Source organism: Amycolatopsis speibonae (assembly GCF_042647925.1).
GTDB lineage: Bacteria > Actinomycetota > Actinomycetes > Mycobacteriales > Pseudonocardiaceae > Amycolatopsis > Amycolatopsis speibonae.
In genome coordinates this window covers 115,376-132,557 of sequence record NZ_JBHRWK010000007.1, presented here as the reverse complement: position 1 = coordinate 132,557, position 17,182 = coordinate 115,376, and the positions used below count along the sequence as shown (strand labels likewise).

The following is a 17,182-nucleotide window of genomic DNA, read 5'->3' as shown; positions in this document are numbered from 1 at the left end:
ACAAGCGCGGCCGCGGCCGCGTTTTCCACGGTCCGTGAAACGTTTTCGCGAAAGTCAAGCTGCGAGTAGGAGTCCGGCAGCGCGCGTGTTGTGCTGCGGTGGTGCAATCCTCACGACTCCGGATCGCGGCGAGACTGGCGGAGATCCTCGCCGTCGCCGCCTGGCATCTCGCGCGCGCACTGCCCGTCGTGCTGTTCGCCCGCGTCGTTTCCGGCCCGGCCGCCGCGCGGCGCGGGCTCTGGCGGTGCGTGGTCGGCGCGATTCAGGACCTGGGTCCCGCGTTCGTGAAATTCGGCCAGATCGCCGGCACGCGCGTGGATCTGCTTCCGCCGGAAGCGCTGTGCGAGTTCCGGGTGCTGCACGACGCCGTGCGCCCGCCGTCGAAGCGGGCGGCACGGGGAATGCTCCAGTCGAGGCAGGGAATCCGGGTGATCGATCCCGTCCCGCTCGGCAGTGGCAGCATCGCGTGCGTCCACCGCGGGGAACTCGAGGACGGGACTCCCGTGGCGCTCAAGGTGAAACGTCCCGGCATCGACCGGCGGATGTGGCTCGACCTGCGGCTGATCCGGGTACTGGCCCGTGTCAGCGCGCGGCTGCCGTCGGTGCGCGGCATGCCGATGGCCGATCTGGTGGACTACGTGACCGAGGCGATCGCCGGGCAGCTGGACTTCGCGCGTGAGGCGGAGAACATCCACGAGCTGCGTGCGCACCTGGCCGGACTGCCCGAGGTCCGGGTCCCCGAAGTCCACCGGGAACGGTCTTCCGAGGACTGCCTGGTTCTCGAGTACCTGCCAGGGCTCGACGCGCGGACACCGGACTCGCTACCGCCGGAGACCCGCGCCGAACTGGGGGCCGCGGTGCTCGCGGCAGCGCATCGGATGATGTTCGTGGCCGGGTTCGTGCACTGCGATCTGCACCCCGGCAACGTCTACCTCACCACTGGCCGGGTGGTGATCCTCGACGCCGGTTACTGTGTGCGGCTTCCCGACCGGGTCCGTGACCTGATCGGGGAATTCTTCGCCCGGTTGGCGGCAGGAGAGGGCCGCCGGTGCGGAGAGATCATCCTGGAGAGCGCCGCCGGATGCTTAACGGACGTCGACGAGAAGGGGTTCGTCGAGAGCGTGGCGGAATCGGTCGGTCGGCGGGCAGGCCCTGGCAACACTTTCGACATGGCCGCGTTCGGTGAAGAGATTTTTGGGTTGCAGCGACAATTCGGTCTCTACGCGACAGCGGACTTCGTCTTCCCTCTGATGGCCCTGCTGGTGCTGGCGGGCACCGTACGCGGCTTCACCGGCGACGTGGACTTCCAGTCGGTCGGGCTCAGGCGAGGATCGCCTTGAGCAGCTCCTCGTCCACGACACCCACCTGTGCGAGGAAATGCAGTTCGTCCATGACGTTGCGGTGCTCGACGATGCGGCCAGCCTCAATCCGCACCTGACCCATCACCTGCACGCGGATCCGCTTCCCGGTCGCCGCGAGCCCCCGGAAGTCGGCAACGTGGGTGCAGGTGGCGATCATCCGGACGAACACCCAGTTCCCGTCGGCCGCCATTTCCTGGACCTCGAAAGTCAGGTCGGCGAAAGCGGCTCGGAACGCGCCCATCAGCGCGGCCACGTCTTCGCGCCGGTAACTGGCGAACCGGCCATGGTGGACCATATCGGGCGACCAGACGGCGAGCACCCCGGTCCAGTCGCCACGGTTCATGGAGTCGACGAACCGCAGGAACAACTCCTTGTCCTCGGCCGCTTTCCCTGCCAGGTCAACCGATGCCGACATCGAAGCTCCCTATCGCCGTGAGCCTTCACCATAGGTTCGCGGCACGACAGGCAACTTCTCGCAGTTTGCCTCACGCTGTCCCGAACATCTCCCGCAACTGGCGCACCTGGGCCCACCGCGGCGTCCACCTGATCGCCCGGTCGCGGACCGCGCAGAGCACCGGGTTGCGCCACTGGCCCAATGTGCCCATCCGCCGTGCCCGCAGTGTGAGCGCTCCGGCGCGGCGGACGCGTTCGGCTTCGTAGCGCCGGAACACCTCGCCGAGGTCGTTAGCCGCGCCGAACGCGTCGCGCAGCGCGATGGCGTCCTCGAAGGCCTGACAGGTGCCCTGGCCGAGGGTGGGCGCGCTCGGATGCGCGGCGTCGCCCGCCAGCACCAGACGTCCGGTGCCCCAGCGCCGCAGCGGCACCCGGTCGTGGATGCGGGTGAACACGAGGTCGCCCGGGTCGGTGGCGTCGATGACGTCCGGAATGGGCTGGTGCCACTCGGAAAACGCTTCCAGGTGCGGCCGGGGATCCGTTCCGCCGTCAGGTGGGGTGGCGAACGCGGTGAACCAGTACACGCGGTCACCGCGCATCGCGAAGAGACCAGCCTGTTTCCCCCGGCCGAGTGACATGGTGGCCGGCAGGCGTGGCCCAGGCAGCCGGGCGACCCCGCGCACGACCGCGTAACCGAGGTAGTTCAACGGATCCTCGCCGCACAGGGCCGAACGCACGACCGAGCGCACGCCGTCCGCGCCGATCACGAGGTCGGCCTCCGCCTCGCGACCGTCAGCGAACCGGAGCCAGGCGCCGTGCTTCCCCTCCCCCGCCCGCACACACGGCGCGCCGAATTCGACATGCCGCTCCCCCAGACGGTCGATCAGAACCCGGATCAGGTCGGCGCGCCGCATAGCGCGGCCGAGGCCGCCACATCGGTCTTCCATTTCCTTCGCCGTCAACGCCTGGAGCACGACTCCGTCCGCGCGGCGCATTCGCAGGCCGTCGCCGGTGCCGCTGGCCGCCAGCACTTCCTCGGCGGCGCCCATGGCTTCGAGCGCCCTGATGGCGTTGGGCCACAAGGTCAATCCGCTGCCACCGGACCCGCCCGGCTCGGCACGCTCGTACACGCGGACGTCGAAACCCGCTTCCCGCAACAGGATCGCGATGGCGAGGCCTGCGGGGCCGGCGCCTACCACCGCCACCCGCTGGATCTTGGCCACCACGTCCTCCGTGCAATCGTCCTAATTCAGGCCGGAACCCTTGAGGGACAGGGCGTGGTGGGTCAAATGGGTCGTGAGTAGTAATTCGGGTCAGAACATGAACTACCACTCACGACCCACTTGACCAGCGCCCCATCCGCCACCGCCGGGAGCGCCGCCCTGGCCGCGACGACGACGGGAAGCAGAGCATCATGATCAACTTGAGCTGAGTGGTATTTCGTTAGAGCGACCCAAATCACTCACGACCCCCGCGAGCAGACGCGGCGTTGTCCTATCCCTCACTATTGTCCAGACTTTCTACGGCCGGCTTCCGTTTTCCCGCTTCTTTGAGCTTGCTTTTCTTTGCACCGCAACGTCTTTCACCCCAGGTGACAGCAGATGCCGTGAAGAGTATCTTCACAACTATCGCACTCAGTATCCGCCAGCACACTCAGGGGAGAGCGCGGCGTGGACGACAAACTGACAGCCTCCGCCGACGAGCGCGGCACGGTCGTTGTCCGTATTCGCGATGAGGCACCGGTCGAGCGGTCCTGGCGGGCATTGCGGGACCCGGTCGAGATCGTCCGATGGTTCGGCGAACTCGACCGCCCCTGGCTGGCGGGCAGGTCCGGCCGGATCGACTTCGGTGACGGCGACTTCTTCGACTTCACGACGATCGAGGTGGTCGAGGACAAGCGGATCGAATTCACCTGGAGCTTCCTGGGCGTCGGCTCCGTCGCCCGGATCACCTGGGCTACCCGGCCGCTGCCCGGCGGGAGCGAGATCACCGTCGAGGACAGGGACCCGCAGCGCACCGCGAGCGAGGCGGCGCAGCTCATGGCGGGCTGGACCGACTTCTTCGAACGGCTCGGCGGCTACCTCGCCACCGGCGAACCCACCCGGTACGACTGGCGCGGTGACATCGACGGCTCGGTCGACCTCCCCGGTACGTTCGACCCACTAGAGCACGAGATGCTCACCCGCTGGCTGCCGATGGCCACCGACGGGTTCGCGCCGCGCTGGTTCTTCGTGGTCGACGACGAGGGGCCCCGCCGGTTCCGGATCGAGTCATGGAACGCGGAGAACGCGGACGAGCTGGCTTTCCGGATCGCGCTCGGCGAAGGCGAACCGGAGACCGCGTGCCAAGTCCGCGTCGACGAGGTGCCGGGTGGTCGCCGATGCCGTCCAGTCGAACTCCGCGAACGGCCATCGCGTGCCATACGCCTCAGTGAGCACGGATTCCGCATCCCGCCTCTCCATCGGCGCGACCCGGTCGTGCAACCGCCCGAGCGTTTCGCACACACTCGGCCGCACGAGGTCGTGCCGGGTGCTCAGCAACTGCCCGCCTTTGATGAAAGTAGGGCCGAGCGCCACCAGAAGTTCGGTCAGCCTGCTGCCCGGCGCTCGTTCATTCCGTCCGGAAACAAGGCGCCACAACCAGTCCGCTGCTCCGGCCGCGCCGTGCCGCAGTCCGGTGGCGCCCCACACGGCGCCGCGGCGCAGCATCCGGCCACCGCTAACCCGGACGTTTTCCACCGGCACCGGTGAGTTCATCGACGAATCCCTCCTGCCGCGGGTGTTTCCATGCTGCCACACCGGCCACGGGCAACGACCGCCATCCGAGTGAGCAGGCGTTTTCCGCGCCGGACCGCAAGGCAAGCTCTGAGAAGGTGACCGGTGGAACCGAGGCCTATTTTTCGTAGCAGAGCCTGAACCGAATTCAGTGGAAACCGGGAGGAAAGCCGGTATGGCTATTGATCTCTGCAACAAATCACCCGACTCCTTCGCCGAACGCGGGCCCGGTCAGTGGGAGCAGGCGGTCCCGCGGGAGCCCGCCCTGCTGGAAGACCTCGGCAGCGAACAGCGCGACGCCCTCAACTTCGCCTACCGGACCACACTGAGCAATGTGGACCCCCGGTTCGTCGCGGGTGACCCCGCCGCATGGGCGAGCGACTTCGGCTACGCGCTCGACCGGGTGGCGATCCGGTTGGACAACCGCAGCAACGACGAACTACGCGAACAGGCGTTGCGGCACCCCGACCCGGTGATGCGGGAGCAGGCACTGTTCGAGTACGCCGACCGCGACCACGCGGACGCGATCGAACTGCTGGAGCAGGCCGTCCGCGCCGACGACAACCGTGAGCTGCGCTGGGATGCCTTGTGGGCCATGGAAAAGCTCGGCGGGCCACTGGCCGTGACTACACTGCAGAAGTTCCTCGATGACGACGACCCGGAAATCGCCGAATGGGCGAAGCTGTTCATCAGCGAACTGCAGACCGGTGACCCCGCCTTCGACGGCAGGGCAGGGCTCTACACGCCTGGCCGCACCTTCGACGAGACGATCTACCTGCTGATCCACTGTGACCTGTACGTCCGGCTGGACGAGTCCAACACCCACTGGGGCAAGATCTCCCTTTCCCCGCAAGGACTCGCGCGCATCTATGGCCAGGCGCACGCCTGCCCGAACGTGGCGACCCGCGAAAAGCAGCTCGTGATCGCGAAGACGATTTCCGGCCTGCACACCGATCGCTCGCCGCACTGCGACAACTACCTGTTCCGCGGCTTCACCGACCGCGCACGCCGGGATCGCGGCAACTTCTTCTTCGAGTCGCTGGTGCCGAGGACGTTCTTCAAGTCCGGCCGCGCGGACGACCCGAGCCAGGGCACCCGCCAGGCCCGCATCGGCTTCGCCCGCTACGGCACCTGGCATCTGGAGCCGAAGTTCCAGGTGCGGCAGGAGGCCGCGATCCGCTACGTCCGCGGCCGGTTCCAGGGCTGGGGTTACGTGAACCTCGCCCGCATCGCGGGCAGGCCGCTCGAGGAGATCCTCACCCCCGGCAACGGCGTGCTGTCCACTTTGCACGATGACGAGGTCGGGCCGATGACGAACGCCTTCATCCTCGGCACGTTCAAGGGCAAGCTCAATGACTGGGACGGCGACGGCGTCATCGACCTCAACTCCCGCGACGTTTACTCCACTGTGGATGGCGAGATCGACTCGAACCAGGATGGGGTCGCCGACGAGCCCGGCCGGACCTGCTGCGACCACACGACCCTCCTCCCCTGACCGATTCGAGAATATGAGAGGCAACAATGGCTACACCGATCAAGCCGTCGGTCGTCTACGGTCGCCCGGTCTCGACTGACGGCGTGCCCAACATCTACCGGGGTGCCACGGTGGTGCCCTGGACCGCGCCGGACCCCGGCATCGACAACCTGGGCATCAATTCGGTCGACACCTTCGCCGTGCCCGGCGTCGGCGAGTACACCGTGCCGTTCGACGGCTACGTTCGGGTCGTCCGCTCCGAGCCGACGTCACGTGACTGGCACCAGGCGGAGGTCTACACCAACCTCATCGAGATGAAGATGGTCGGGGAATGCGAGGAACTCGGCCGGATCACGGTGACGCTGAACCCGCAGTGCCTGTCGACGGGGCAGATCAGGACCCCGTTCGACCCGTACGCGGGCGAAGGCCCATCGGCCAAGGCGTGCCGGATGGCCGTCGGCGCCATGTTCGACATGCCGAAGCTCGGGCTCAAGCTGGCGAACAAGGAGCCGATCATTCTGACCATCGACGACGTCCGCCAGATCCCGCCCGCCGGCGCACCGGGCAAGGGGCAGATCTACCGGATGCTGCCACTGCACGACATCGAGCACTTCGAAGAGCAGCCGGTGGCGTACGTGACCAGCCTTCGGTTCAACATGGGCGGCTACATCACCGAAGAGGAGATCGCCACCTTCTGATTGCCGCACCCAAAGGGCGAGTGTCCTCTTCGAACACTCGCCCTTTGGGCTGTCTCAGGCACCGCAATCATGTGCTTGGAGGCGGAACTCAGGTGATCACGCGAGATCGACCATCACTCCCGAATACGAGACAGTTTCCTTACCCCTCAATAACCCGAATCGCCACTCGCGACCCTCTCAAGAAATCACGCAAATAAACCAAGTCGGGCATTCGCGTCGGAAAGTGTCCTTTTGTGGATACTCAAGGAGCGCCGGGACTCCCTGCCGAACCCGCCGCGCCATGTCTGCCTTACCCGTCACTAGGCCGGGTGGGAACGGACAACACGCCCGACGGGAGTCCGAGCACGACTTACCGGACAGCTCCTAAGGGCGAAGCAGGTACAGGGCATTGAGCGGGCTGCCGGTGGGGATCGGCTGGACGGCACCGAACCCGGCTTTGCCTGCCAGCGCGGCGAGCGCACCCGCCGGGAGCCCCAGCGTACCGAGCGCCGGGCCGCCTTCGGCCAGCGCGGACGGCACGCAATACAGGACGCTGGTCGCGTAAAGGATCGTCCCCTGCGGCCCGGCGTTCTCCTCCGGATCGTCCGCGCAGTTGCTTTCCAGGACCAGCACGGCGCCGTCTTCGGAAAGCGAGCGACGTGCCGCGGTCAGCAGCGCTTCCGGATCGGGAGCGTCGTGCAACACGTCGAAGAACAGAACCAGGTCCAGCGGCGCGGAAAGCTTTTCGGTGGCGTCCGTACACTGGAAATCGACGCGCCCCGCCACTTCCGCTTCCGCGGCGGCCTCCCTGGCCCGCAGGACGTTCGGCTCGTACATGTCGTAGCCGATGCATTCGCTCGCGGGAAAACGTCCGGCGATGGCGAGCAACGCCCTGCCACCACCGGAACCGACCTCGGCCACCTTCCCGCCCCGTTCGAGCCGGTCCACCAGGCCGTCGACCGAAGGCAGCCAGTGCCCGAGCAGCAGGGCGTCCAGCCAGCTCGCACTCATCCGCTCCATCGCGGTGTACAGCGATTCCGGGTACTTCTCGGGAGGCAGCCCCTGCCCGTCGCGGAAGGCGTCCGCCACCTCGTCGAGCATCCCGACCAGCGGCGGCACCAGGCCGAATGCCGGGGCCAGGTTCATCGGCGACTCCTCGGAAACCAGCGCGGCCGCGTGCTCGGGCGGCAGCGTGAATCGCCGCGTCGCGCGGTCGTACCGCAGGTAACGGGCGCTCGTCATGCCCCACAACCATTCCCGCACATACCGTTCGGCCAGTCCGGTGCGCTTGGCCAGCTCGTCGTCGCGGGCGGGCGCCGGGGCAAGAGCCCGGAACAAGCCGAGCCGGACGCCGAGCGCGCCGAGTGCGCCCGCCATGGCGCCGCTCAGGTCGGTCATCACCTTGTCGGCGAACTTCACCGCGGCAGGGAAGTCGATTTCGGGCGCGGCCTGCGCCTGGCTCCCGTTGGCGGTGGCACTCATCGACCAGCCGTGCGGCCCGGCGGGCGGGCCTTGCGGGGCGAACAGCTGTTGGCCTCGCGCCGCGGCGTTGATCCAGAACTCGCAGAGCAGCTTCCGCTCGGTCACCGGATCCGGGATGCCCAGCCGTTCCCAGTCGTAGTGGAAGACCTGCAGCAGACTCGCGCCGAGCCCGGCGGGCTCGATCCACAGTACCCCGCCGAGCGCCTCCGTCCAATAAGGGCGGCTCAGCTCGAACTCGATGCGGGGCAGGTAGGAGGGGAATTCCTGGCCGGTGTCGATCGACTTGGTGACCCGCAGCCGGATGGTGCCACTCGCGTCGCCCATGACCACGGTCATCGGGTCGTCGACCGCGAGGGAGCCGGACTTGCGCTGCAACCAGTGCTTCACCGCCCCCGGGCTGGTCAGCGCCTCCCACGCCTGGAAAGGCATGGTGGGCAACGGAATCTGCAGATAGGGCCCCATCCGCCGCCACGGCCAGCGGGTGTTGGTCCCGGTGCGCAGATGGCGGGCGAACTGGTCGAGGATGCCGGGCCAGCCCATACCGTTCCACGAGCGCCAGTCCGATGGCGGGTTGGTCGCCTCCTCGGTGACGGTGACCGTCGTTCCGTCCGGCCCGCCCGCGACCGTCCAGGTCACCCGGCTGGCCGGGCCGAGCCCCACCCATCGCCAGAGGTACTCCAGCACGCCGGACCGGTGCGCGGTCGGCGGCACCGAACGGCTGGTCGAGCAGTAGAAGAACTCGCCGTCCTCGAAGTCGAGCGTCGACTCGCGACCGCGCACCGCCCAGTCTCCGTGGCAGACGGCGAGCCACTCGCGCACCCGCCCGGGATCGGTCAGCGCCTCCCACACCCGGGGCGCGGGCTCGGGAATGCTCACCTGGCTCACCAGTCGTTCCCAGCGATCCTGGACCATCGGGTACGCAGCACCTGCCAGGGGCGCGAAGCGCTCGGCCGCCGCGGTGAGGTCGAACTCGGGCAGCGCGGGCAATCCCGCGATCATGGCCGGCAGATCCGGTTGGCTGGTCGTCATGGCGCCCCTTCCCCAGCCGGTGCGATCACTCCGGTCACCGTAGGACCGCGTTCAGCGGCCCGACTTCTTCGACCTTGCTCGCGACTCGCCGGACCGCGGACAGTCCACTGTGGCCGATCACCGCCGCACGCGCTCGCCATCGGGAAGCGGATCGCGCGGTCAGAGTGCCGAGGTTGCTGCGCGTTCCTCCGGCGGCGCGGGCCGGCCCCCCGGTGAAACCGGCCCGCGCCCGGCCTGGCGGAGCTCGATCACGTCCAGCTCCGCCAGAACGCGATGCCGTGGCAATCCCCCTACGACCGCCGCGGATACCTCGTGGCGGCCGGCACCTCGGCCGGATCTGACGATGATGAAGCCGCTGTCGGGAATGTGCGGGGTCCGGACGAAAGTCAGCTGGTCGCGACCGCCGTCCGGTCGCCTCGCAGTTTCGATCGCAGCCGTGGGTACACCGAAGCCCACTGTCCTCCATCTCGTTACCTGGAGGGCGGAACAGTGGGTTCCCCCTTCGAGGGAGGGCAACGGCTTCCGCGCGAACTACCGCGGCCGTGGGGCCTGCCCCCTCCGATCCCGCAGCAGCGGGGCCCGGTATCGACGGGGCGTCAATCGGGTATGACGTCGATCGAGATCGCGGCGCGCGCTCGCTTCTCCAGTTCGTCCAGGTCGCCAGGCGCAGGCGCGTCGATGAAGAAGCTGACGGACCGATCATCGGAACTGGCCAGTGGCACCAGTTTCGTTCCCCGTGGCTGGTGTACCAGGACCGCGCGCAGGGTCGGGGTGTCGTCCGGGTCGCCGGGCAGGATGTCCGGCCACACGCCGCTGGCGCCGATCCACACAGGTTCGACGTCCGGCCACTCGACGGTGACGTCGGCCAGCTTCCCGGGCACATGTTCGAGGTAGACCTGCCGGGCGTAGCGGGTCGGCCGCGGGTACGAGGCACGCTCGCCGAGGGCGATGCGGATGATCTCCGGTTCCAGCGGGGCGCCGGTGGCCAGGTGATAAAGCACCAGAAGACCGTCACCGGGAGTGCGGCCGGCGATTTCCATCAGCCGGGGCACCCCGTCCTGCCCGACGCGCCATTCGGAGTGCGCTATGCCGTCGGCGAACGCCAGGGTGCCGAGCAGTGCCCGGTTCGCGTCGAGGACGGTATCGCGGACACCGTCGTCGGCGGCGGGAACGCTGTGCGCGAGTTCGACGAACGTCCGGGCGTGCGAGTCGGTGGTTTCCTTGCCGGTGACCGACGCGAAGATCACTTCTCCACCCTGTACGAGGCTTTCCACCGAGTACTCGGGGCCGTCGACCTTGTCTTCGACCAAAACGACTTCATGGCCGGGGTACTCGACCAGGCGGCGGCGCAGCTCTTCTTCCCCGTGCACGGTCTCGACTCCGGAACTCGACGCGCGACCCGCTGGTTTGACCACCGCCGGGTAGGTGACCCCGGACAGATCCACGGTTTCCCGGTCTCCTGCGGGGATGGTCAGTGACGGCGGGCTGAGCTCGGGGGCGTACCAGCGTTGCAGGAACTTGCTCCGGCAGGCGCGGCTGGCGCGCAGGCCGGGTGACGGGACGCCGAGCGCGTCACAGAGCAGTCCGGTCGGCTCGGCCAGGTAGTCCCCGACGGCGTAGGCGCCCACGATGTCGTACGTGGCCCGCCACGCGGTGGCCTGTGCGATCGCACCGGCGAGAAAGGCACCCTGCACGGTGAAATCACCCGAAACGTAGCCGATCTCGGTGATCTTCGAGGCAGGGTTGCCCGGGTCGCCGATCGCGGCGGTCGCCTGGTCGCGGTAGGACTCGGCGGTGATCACCAGGACCCGCAGGTCGCGCCGGGTCACCTCGTCGAGATAGAGCGGGTTGCGCCGGATCACCGGGAACGAGCCGGTGAGGATGACGGCGCCGGGCTTACCGGTCCGCTGGGTCATGCTGCCTCCTCTGGTCGGTCTCAGCTGTCGGTGCCGGCGATGCGGATCGGAAGGCCCCAGGAGGCGAGTTTCTCGATCCACCGCCCGGCGGTGGCCGGGTCGGGGGCGCCCTGGACGAGCCCCGCCGGCAGAGCACCGTCGAGCAGTTCGCCGATGCCGAGGGCGAGCGGAACGGAAACGCACCGGGCCATGGCACTGGCACCGGGCTCACCGATGAGGTCCAGCGAATACCGGCCCGACCAGGTTCGGCCGTCCTCGCCGCGGACGGACAGTTCGACCGCGAGCACCACCCGGTCCCGGTCTTGGGCACCTGTCGGGTAGCGGGTGGCGAGTTCCCCCGCGAGCTCGGTTATCCGGTCGGGGTCGCCCTCACGCAGCTCGGTGAACACCTTCTCCCAGGCGTCGAGCCAGCCGTTCAGGCGGAGGGTTCCACGCACGAACGTGTCCAGCTGCCAGCTCTCCGGCACCCCGTACTGGCGGATGTAAGGCAGGCTGTCCCGATTCGGGTACACCTCGAATCGTTCCCCGTCGAGATCGAGCGGCCGCGCTACCTCCCACGGATGGTCCGCGACATGCTTGTCGCCCGCCTCGACGTAGTGCGCCGGTGTGAGCAGGGCGGTCAGCACACCGCGGGGTGCCCAGCTGAACCGGTACCGGAAGTCGTTGGGCTCGGCGGGCACGCCGCCGCAGTAGGAGGTGAACGCGGCGGTGGCTCTCGTGCCCGGTCCCAGTGCCCGTGCCGCCCGCTCGACCAGGACGTCGGCGAAGAGGTGGTCGATTCCCGGATCCAGCCCGATTTCGGTGAGCACCGTGAGCCCGGCCGCGGCCGCCTCCCCGGCACCGTTCCGGATCTCGTCGGAGGCGTAGCTGCTGCAGGCGAAGTGCGCCCCGTTGTCCAAGCAGAGACGCAGCAGCCGCGGATGTTCGGTGCCCGGCAGCATCGAGACGACGACGTCTCCTTCGGTGACCGCCGCGGCCAGTGCTTCCGGGGTGAGGCGCCGGGGTTCGCCTGCCGCTCCGAGACGAGCGAGGCAGGCGGCCGCTTTGACTTCAGTGCGGCCCCAGAGCAAAACGCGGGTTCGCTCGGCGAGGGCGGTGAGACCGGGCCCGGTGGACAGGCCGGTGCCGACCCAGTGCACGGTCGGGGTGTCAGGCATGGTCTTCCTTCCGATGGAGGTCATGGGAAGTGCAGGCCGCGGTGAACGCGGCTTCGGCGCGGCGCCAGACGCCGGAGTCGCCGAGGGCGGCCAGATGCGGCGCCAGGTCCGCGGCGAAGTCCACGGTCGCTTCACGGGGAAGCAGCGACGGCAGGTTGTCGATCGCGATCACGTCGAGTCCGTCCAGCCGGAGCACCGGGTCCTGCCAGGTGGTGGTCCGGTCGTAGATCGGCAGGGCGTGGCACGGCGATCCGACGTCGCAGGTGACGTCGGCGACCACGGACAGCCGCCGGGGGCGCCGGAGTGTCTCGGCGGTCAAGAACGGGGAGATGGGCTCCGTGGCGAGGACCGCGTTGACGAGGATGTCGTGGTCGAGCAAGGCCGCGACGTCGAGGTTTCCGGTCTCCGCGAGATCCCATCGGGTCACTTCCGCGCCCGCCGCGACGAGCGCGTCCCCGGCCCCGCTCCCGCATCGGCCGAGGGCTCCGATGACCAAGGCCCGCAAGGGTTCCCCCTCCGCGGCCAGAGTCTTGTCGAGGTCTCCGCGGGTGGTCGGCGTCAAGGGTTCGACGAGGCCACCGCGGTGACGCAGGACGGCGAGCGCGGCGCCGACGTAGCCTGCCCAGTATCCGAAAGCGGCGACCCGGCGACCTCGCTCGTCGACGAGGCTTTCCAGATCCAGCAGCGTTCCGCCGCCCTCGGCGAATCTGCGCAGCTGATTCGCCGCTCCCGGCTGGTTCTTGTAGGCGTGCCCGAAGAAGATGTGCCGGTGCCGCAAAAGGTCGGGCCGGTCGGGCAATTCCTTCAGGCCCACCACGTGCACGTCTTCCGGGGCGTCCGGCCAGCTGCCCGGCGGGACCAGCGCGCAGCCCGCGGCCGCGTACTCCTCGTCGCCGAACACCCGCCGCGATGAGCGCTCCACGCTGATGGTGACGCCCTCGCTGATCAGCTTCCCCGCCGTTTCCGGGGACAGCGGCGCGCGCCGTTCGGTCGGGCGGGACTCGTCGCGCATCAGCAACGTCAACTCGGTCATAGCACCAGCTCCGCACTGTCGTCTTCGGTGGACGCGGCCACCGCGACGTCACGAAGCAACGGCTGTTCGAGGAAGTAGGCGAAGGAGGCGTATCCACGCCAGATCCGGTGCCACTCCCCCGCCACGGCCGCTTCGCCGCTGGTGCGCCGCACCCGGTCCAGGTAGGCGACGATGATATCGGCGGCCTGTTTGGCATGCCCCGCGGAGAAGTTGTCGATGGTCAGGTGCGCCTGCTCGTAGCAGTCGTCGAAACCGTGGTGACGCAGCTTCTGGATCTCGTGCAGCCGCATCTCGCCGGAGCCGAACATCTCGATCGCCAGGTTGTAGCCGAGGATCTCGTTGTAGAACCGGTCGGGGAACAGGCACATCGACAGCTGCTGCAACGCGAAGCCGTACATGTCGTCGGGCAGCTCGTCCTGGTCCGTGAACTCCTCGGTGCGGATGTGCGGCAGGTTCCGGCCCTGGCTGACCATCGCGCGGCGGGTCAGGGTGAGGTGGTTCTTGCGCAGGTCCCCGTTGCCCATCTCGTCGGCGTGGATGCGGAACAACATGCCGTCGCTTTCGCGTTCCCGGCGGCCCAGCCTGCCGACGCGGTGCAGCCAGGCGCCGTCGATCAGGTAGGTCAGCTGGTAGGTGCTCTGCCGGAACAGCACTTCGTCCACGTCCGGGACCTCGCGCAGCGGCTCGTACGGGTCCACCAGCTTCTCCCAGTAGATCTTCTCCGCCCGCGCGTAGAGCGCGTCGGCGTCGTACTCGAAGAAGCTCGCGTCGGTGTAGCGGCCGCCCGCGCCGTGTTCGAACAGCACCTGCGACTCGGCGAAACAGCGCTCCGCGCGCTCGATGGCCACCGGCAGCGTGTTGGCGTGGTTCTCGATAGTGACCAGCCGATGGAAAAGGTCGCGTTCGTCGGCGGGCGGCGAGTCGTCGAACACCACGTCGCCGGGAGCGGCCGCGGCGAACGCGCCCGACCAGCGGGCGGCGAGTTCGTCGCCGACCGTGTTGAGGCGCACGGTGATCGGCGGCCGGTCACCCTTGTGCACGGTGGCGGCCCATTCGGCCAGCACCGCGGCTTCGGCTTCGTCGAAGATGCCGAACATCGGCCCGCCGAACCGGATCGCGGCGAGGAACCAGCAGTCGCCGTCCTCGCGCTCCGCCAGATACGGCGACTCCCGGAACTCGGTGAGGAACGCGGCGAGCAGGTCGGGGTCCGCGCCGCCGGCGGCGCGGCCGAATCCGGCGAACACGTCCACCAGGTGCCGATCGCCCAGCGAGACCCGGCCGTGCTGCCGTCCGGCCAGCGGCGCGTGCCGGCAGATCACCTCGGCGACCCGTGACTCCAGCGTCTGAGTACGACGGAACTCGGCGAGTTCGGTGAGCAACCGCACGTGCTCGCGTTCACACGACAGTGTCAGCGCGACGGCGGCCAGCACCCGCTCGCGGTCGTCCGGGCTCGCCTGGGCGGCGTACTCGGCGAGCAGGTCGTCGAGATCAGCCGCCGGGATCGGCGGCCGGATGCCCAGCAGCAGGTCGTCGACACCGAGGCGATGGAAGGCGTGGTGCAGGCCGACGACCTCGGGCAGGAAGTTGCCTGGCAGCACCGCGAGCGACAGCGGGAGACAGGCGAGCAGGATCGTCGCGGGGCGGGCATCCGCACGGCCGAGAAAGTCGGCGGCGGCGACGTCCGGTAGCGCCGCCCCCGCGTCTTCCAGCGCCCGCGCCCGGCGATGCTGCGCGGATTCGAGCGGTTCGCCGCCCCCTGCCAGAGCGAAGTGATGGGCGAACAAACGGTTCACCACGACGGCGGGCTGCGTGGCGGGCTGGGAGACGGCGTCGAGCCAGCAGCCGTCGAGCAGAGCGATCACCCCGCGCTGGCGGAGGAGGCCGGCACGGATCCCCGGTTCGGCGAAGGAGAGGGATTCCAGCGCGGGGGCCAGCTCGGCGCGGGCTTGGTCGATCAGCCCGCGGACCGTGCCGGGCAGGTCGTCGACCGGTTCGCGAGCGTGGTCGAGAAAAGCATGCAGGAGACGGCGGGCGAGGAGCAGAGTCGCTTCGGATTCGCGTTCCTGCAGAAGCGTGCGGAACATCTCGCGCGGGCCGGCGGCGATGATCGCGTCGACGGCGCTGTCGGTCCCGGGCGTGAAGCGGAACGGCCGGTACGGCAGGGAAGTCGTGGTGTCGTCGGGGACGAGAGTCGGCTCAACGGCCATCGATCTCTCCTTCCGGTGTGCGCACCAGGACCCCGATCCGGGAGCCGGGCACGCTGGAGGCCAGCAGGTAGTGCCCGCCGGGGCGGACGCGGCCCGCCGCTACGCGGTCGGCGAGATTGATCAGCGGGTCGGCGGCGAAGCAGTGTCCGACGCGGCTGATGTTCGTCGTGTCGAGCTGGCCGGGACGGAACCCGGCTTGACGCTCCTTCATCACCAGCAGCGGCAGGTAGATGTTGCTGTGCAGCAGGGCGTCCAGCTCCCCGACGTCGATCCCCCGCGCACCGAGCAGTCGCTGGTTGACCCGTTTGGCGAGGTCGGAGCTGATCTCGGACGACCAGTCCAGCGACGCCGTCTCCTGGGCGGACGAGCATCCGAGGACTTCGTAGGCGCCGCTGTCGGCGTCGACGAGGCAGGCGGCGCCGCCGTCGCTGAACAGCGCGTAACCCGTGATCCGCGTGTCTTCGTCGAACACCCGGTCCGCCGTGACGACGAGGACGCGCCGGAACCGCCCGGCGGCGACCAGAGCGGTGGCGACGTCCAGACCGGACAGCAGGTTGACGCACCGGCCCATGCTCGTGCCGTAGACGGGGATGTCACCGAGGCCGAGCCGGGTCAGCACGCCCCGGATGAAGGTGCCGTGTCCTTCCGGCGGTCCCGGCAGGTAGGTCGAGCAGAGCACCAGGGCCTCGACCGTTCCCGGGTCGGTTCCACCGGCGCGCAGTGCTTCCGTGCCCGCGTCGACGGCGAGATCGTCGAGTCCGCGTTCGGTGCGGAACACGCTCCCCCAACCCCACAAAGCGGGTTCGAGGGCAAGCCCGTACTGCTCCGCTTTGGTCTCCAGGCCGGGCAGATCCGCGTGGTCGATCTCCTGCTCGCCGAGTACGTAGCGAGGTTCGCCGAGGAAGACCGGCATCAGATCACCTCCACGTGTGTCACGGATTCGGCGTGCGCGCTCAGCACCGACACGACCGGGCCCGGGTCGGGATCGAAGTAGAAATGACCACCGGGGACGCGGACGTGCTCCGGCGGATCGGCGCATTCGATGCCCCACGGCACGATCTGCGCGGAGCCGACATGCGGATCCTCGGTGCCGACGATGATCGAGACACCGATCTCCAGCGGTGGCGCCGTCCGGTAGCGATAGCCCACGGCCAGGTCGAAATCGGCTTTGAGGCCGGGAAGCAGCAGAGCCAGGACGTCCTCGTCCGCGACGGCGTCGGGTGGGAACTGGCCGAAGAACACCAGCGCCTCGGCGAATTCGGCGCCGTCCAGCCCGGCGATGCCGCACACCCGCTCCGAAGGCAGCAGCGAGGGGGCGGAGATGCCGGACGCGGTCAGATGACCGACGGCGGGAACTTCCCGCAGCCTGCGGGCGACTTCGAAGGCCAGCAACCCGCCGAAACTGTGGCCGAACAGCTGCGCCGGTCGCGGATCCCGCTCGATTTCACGGGCGATCGCCTCGGCGATCCGATCGGCGAGTTCGTCGAACACGAGGAGCGGTTCGTGCGCACGGTGCGCCTTGCCCGGAGGACAGACCGCGACGACGTCGGCGTGGCCGTCGAGCAGCGGCTGCCAGTCGAGGTAGGTACGCGGGTCTCCCCCGGCGTAGGGGAAACAGAAGACCCTGGCGGGGCGATCACCGCCGCGGGTGAGGAACCAGTCGGGCACCGGGTGTCTCC

Annotated in this window: 13 protein-coding genes; 4 read left to right on the top strand and 9 right to left on the bottom strand. The window is 68.8% G+C overall.

Annotated elements, in window-relative coordinates:
• The first annotated feature begins 101 nt into the window (after positions 1-101).
• Positions 102-1,340: an ABC1 kinase family protein gene (locus ACFOSH_RS03940; RefSeq protein ID WP_378237249.1), complete on the top strand. Its 1,239-nt coding sequence runs from the start codon at positions 102-104 to the stop codon at positions 1,338-1,340.
• Here ACFOSH_RS03940 and ACFOSH_RS03935 read toward each other — a convergent pair.
• Both ACFOSH_RS03935 and ACFOSH_RS03930 read right to left on the bottom strand, forming a co-directional pair.
• On the bottom strand, positions 1,321-1,776 hold the full coding sequence (locus ACFOSH_RS03935; RefSeq protein ID WP_378237248.1) for an ester cyclase: 456 nt from the start codon (positions 1,774-1,776) through the stop codon (positions 1,321-1,323). The genes ACFOSH_RS03940 and ACFOSH_RS03935 overlap by 20 nt on opposite strands.
• 70 nt (positions 1,777-1,846) lie before the next feature.
• Complete coding sequence (locus tag ACFOSH_RS03930) at positions 1,847-2,977, bottom strand: FAD-dependent monooxygenase (RefSeq protein WP_378237247.1); 1,131 nt, start codon at positions 2,975-2,977, stop codon at positions 1,847-1,849.
• 447 nt (positions 2,978-3,424) lie between these two features.
• Here ACFOSH_RS03930 and ACFOSH_RS03925 point away from each other — a divergent pair, with 447 nt between their 5' ends.
• The 3 genes from ACFOSH_RS03925 (at position 3,425) to ACFOSH_RS03915 (ending at position 6,700) form a co-directional block, all read left to right on the top strand.
• On the top strand, positions 3,425-4,504 hold the full coding sequence (locus tag ACFOSH_RS03925; RefSeq protein ID WP_378237245.1) for an SRPBCC family protein: 1,080 nt from the start codon (positions 3,425-3,427) through the stop codon (positions 4,502-4,504).
• A gap of 199 nt (positions 4,505-4,703) precedes the next feature.
• Positions 4,704-6,023 carry a HEAT repeat domain-containing protein gene (locus ACFOSH_RS03920; protein ID WP_378237244.1) on the top strand — a complete coding sequence of 440 codons (1,320 nt, stop codon included), beginning with the start codon at positions 4,704-4,706 and terminating at the stop codon, positions 6,021-6,023.
• A gap of 26 nt (positions 6,024-6,049) precedes the next feature.
• On the top strand, positions 6,050-6,700 hold the full coding sequence (locus tag ACFOSH_RS03915) for a DUF6073 family protein (protein WP_378237243.1): 651 nt from the start codon (positions 6,050-6,052) through the stop codon (positions 6,698-6,700).
• Positions 6,701-7,063: 363 nt separating this feature from the next.
• On the opposite strand, the gene ACFOSH_RS03910 is transcribed toward ACFOSH_RS03915, so the two are convergent.
• From ACFOSH_RS03910 to ACFOSH_RS03880, 7 genes are all read right to left on the bottom strand, one after another.
• On the bottom strand, positions 7,064-9,190 hold the full coding sequence (locus ACFOSH_RS03910; RefSeq protein WP_378237242.1) for an SRPBCC domain-containing protein: 2,127 nt from the start codon (positions 9,188-9,190) through the stop codon (positions 7,064-7,066).
• A 596-nt stretch (positions 9,191-9,786) separates the two neighbouring features.
• Complete coding sequence (locus tag ACFOSH_RS03905; protein WP_378237241.1) at positions 9,787-11,106, bottom strand: ATP-grasp domain-containing protein; 1,320 nt, start codon at positions 11,104-11,106, stop codon at positions 9,787-9,789.
• A gap of 20 nt (positions 11,107-11,126) precedes the next feature.
• Entirely contained in the window at positions 11,127-12,263 is a 1,137-nt protein-coding gene (locus ACFOSH_RS03900) for a saccharopine dehydrogenase family protein (protein WP_378237240.1), read from the bottom strand.
• Entirely contained in the window at positions 12,256-13,296 is a 1,041-nt protein-coding gene (locus tag ACFOSH_RS03895) for a saccharopine dehydrogenase (protein WP_378237239.1), read from the bottom strand. Before ACFOSH_RS03895 ends, ACFOSH_RS03900 begins: the two co-directional genes overlap by 8 nt.
• Positions 13,293-15,503, bottom strand: a complete 2,211-nt coding sequence (locus ACFOSH_RS03890; RefSeq protein ID WP_378237238.1) for an iron-containing redox enzyme family protein — start codon at positions 15,501-15,503, stop codon at positions 13,293-13,295. Before ACFOSH_RS03890 ends, ACFOSH_RS03895 begins: the two co-directional genes overlap by 4 nt.
• Positions 15,493-16,416, bottom strand: coding sequence for a hypothetical protein (locus ACFOSH_RS03885; RefSeq protein ID WP_378237236.1), 924 nt, complete (start codon positions 16,414-16,416; stop codon positions 15,493-15,495). Before ACFOSH_RS03885 ends, ACFOSH_RS03890 begins: the two co-directional genes overlap by 11 nt.
• Positions 16,416-17,171: a thioesterase II family protein gene (locus ACFOSH_RS03880; RefSeq protein ID WP_378237235.1), complete on the bottom strand. Its 756-nt coding sequence runs from the start codon at positions 17,169-17,171 to the stop codon at positions 16,416-16,418. The genes ACFOSH_RS03885 and ACFOSH_RS03880 overlap by 1 nt, the downstream gene beginning before the upstream one ends.
• Positions 17,172-17,182: the final 11 nt, after the last annotated feature.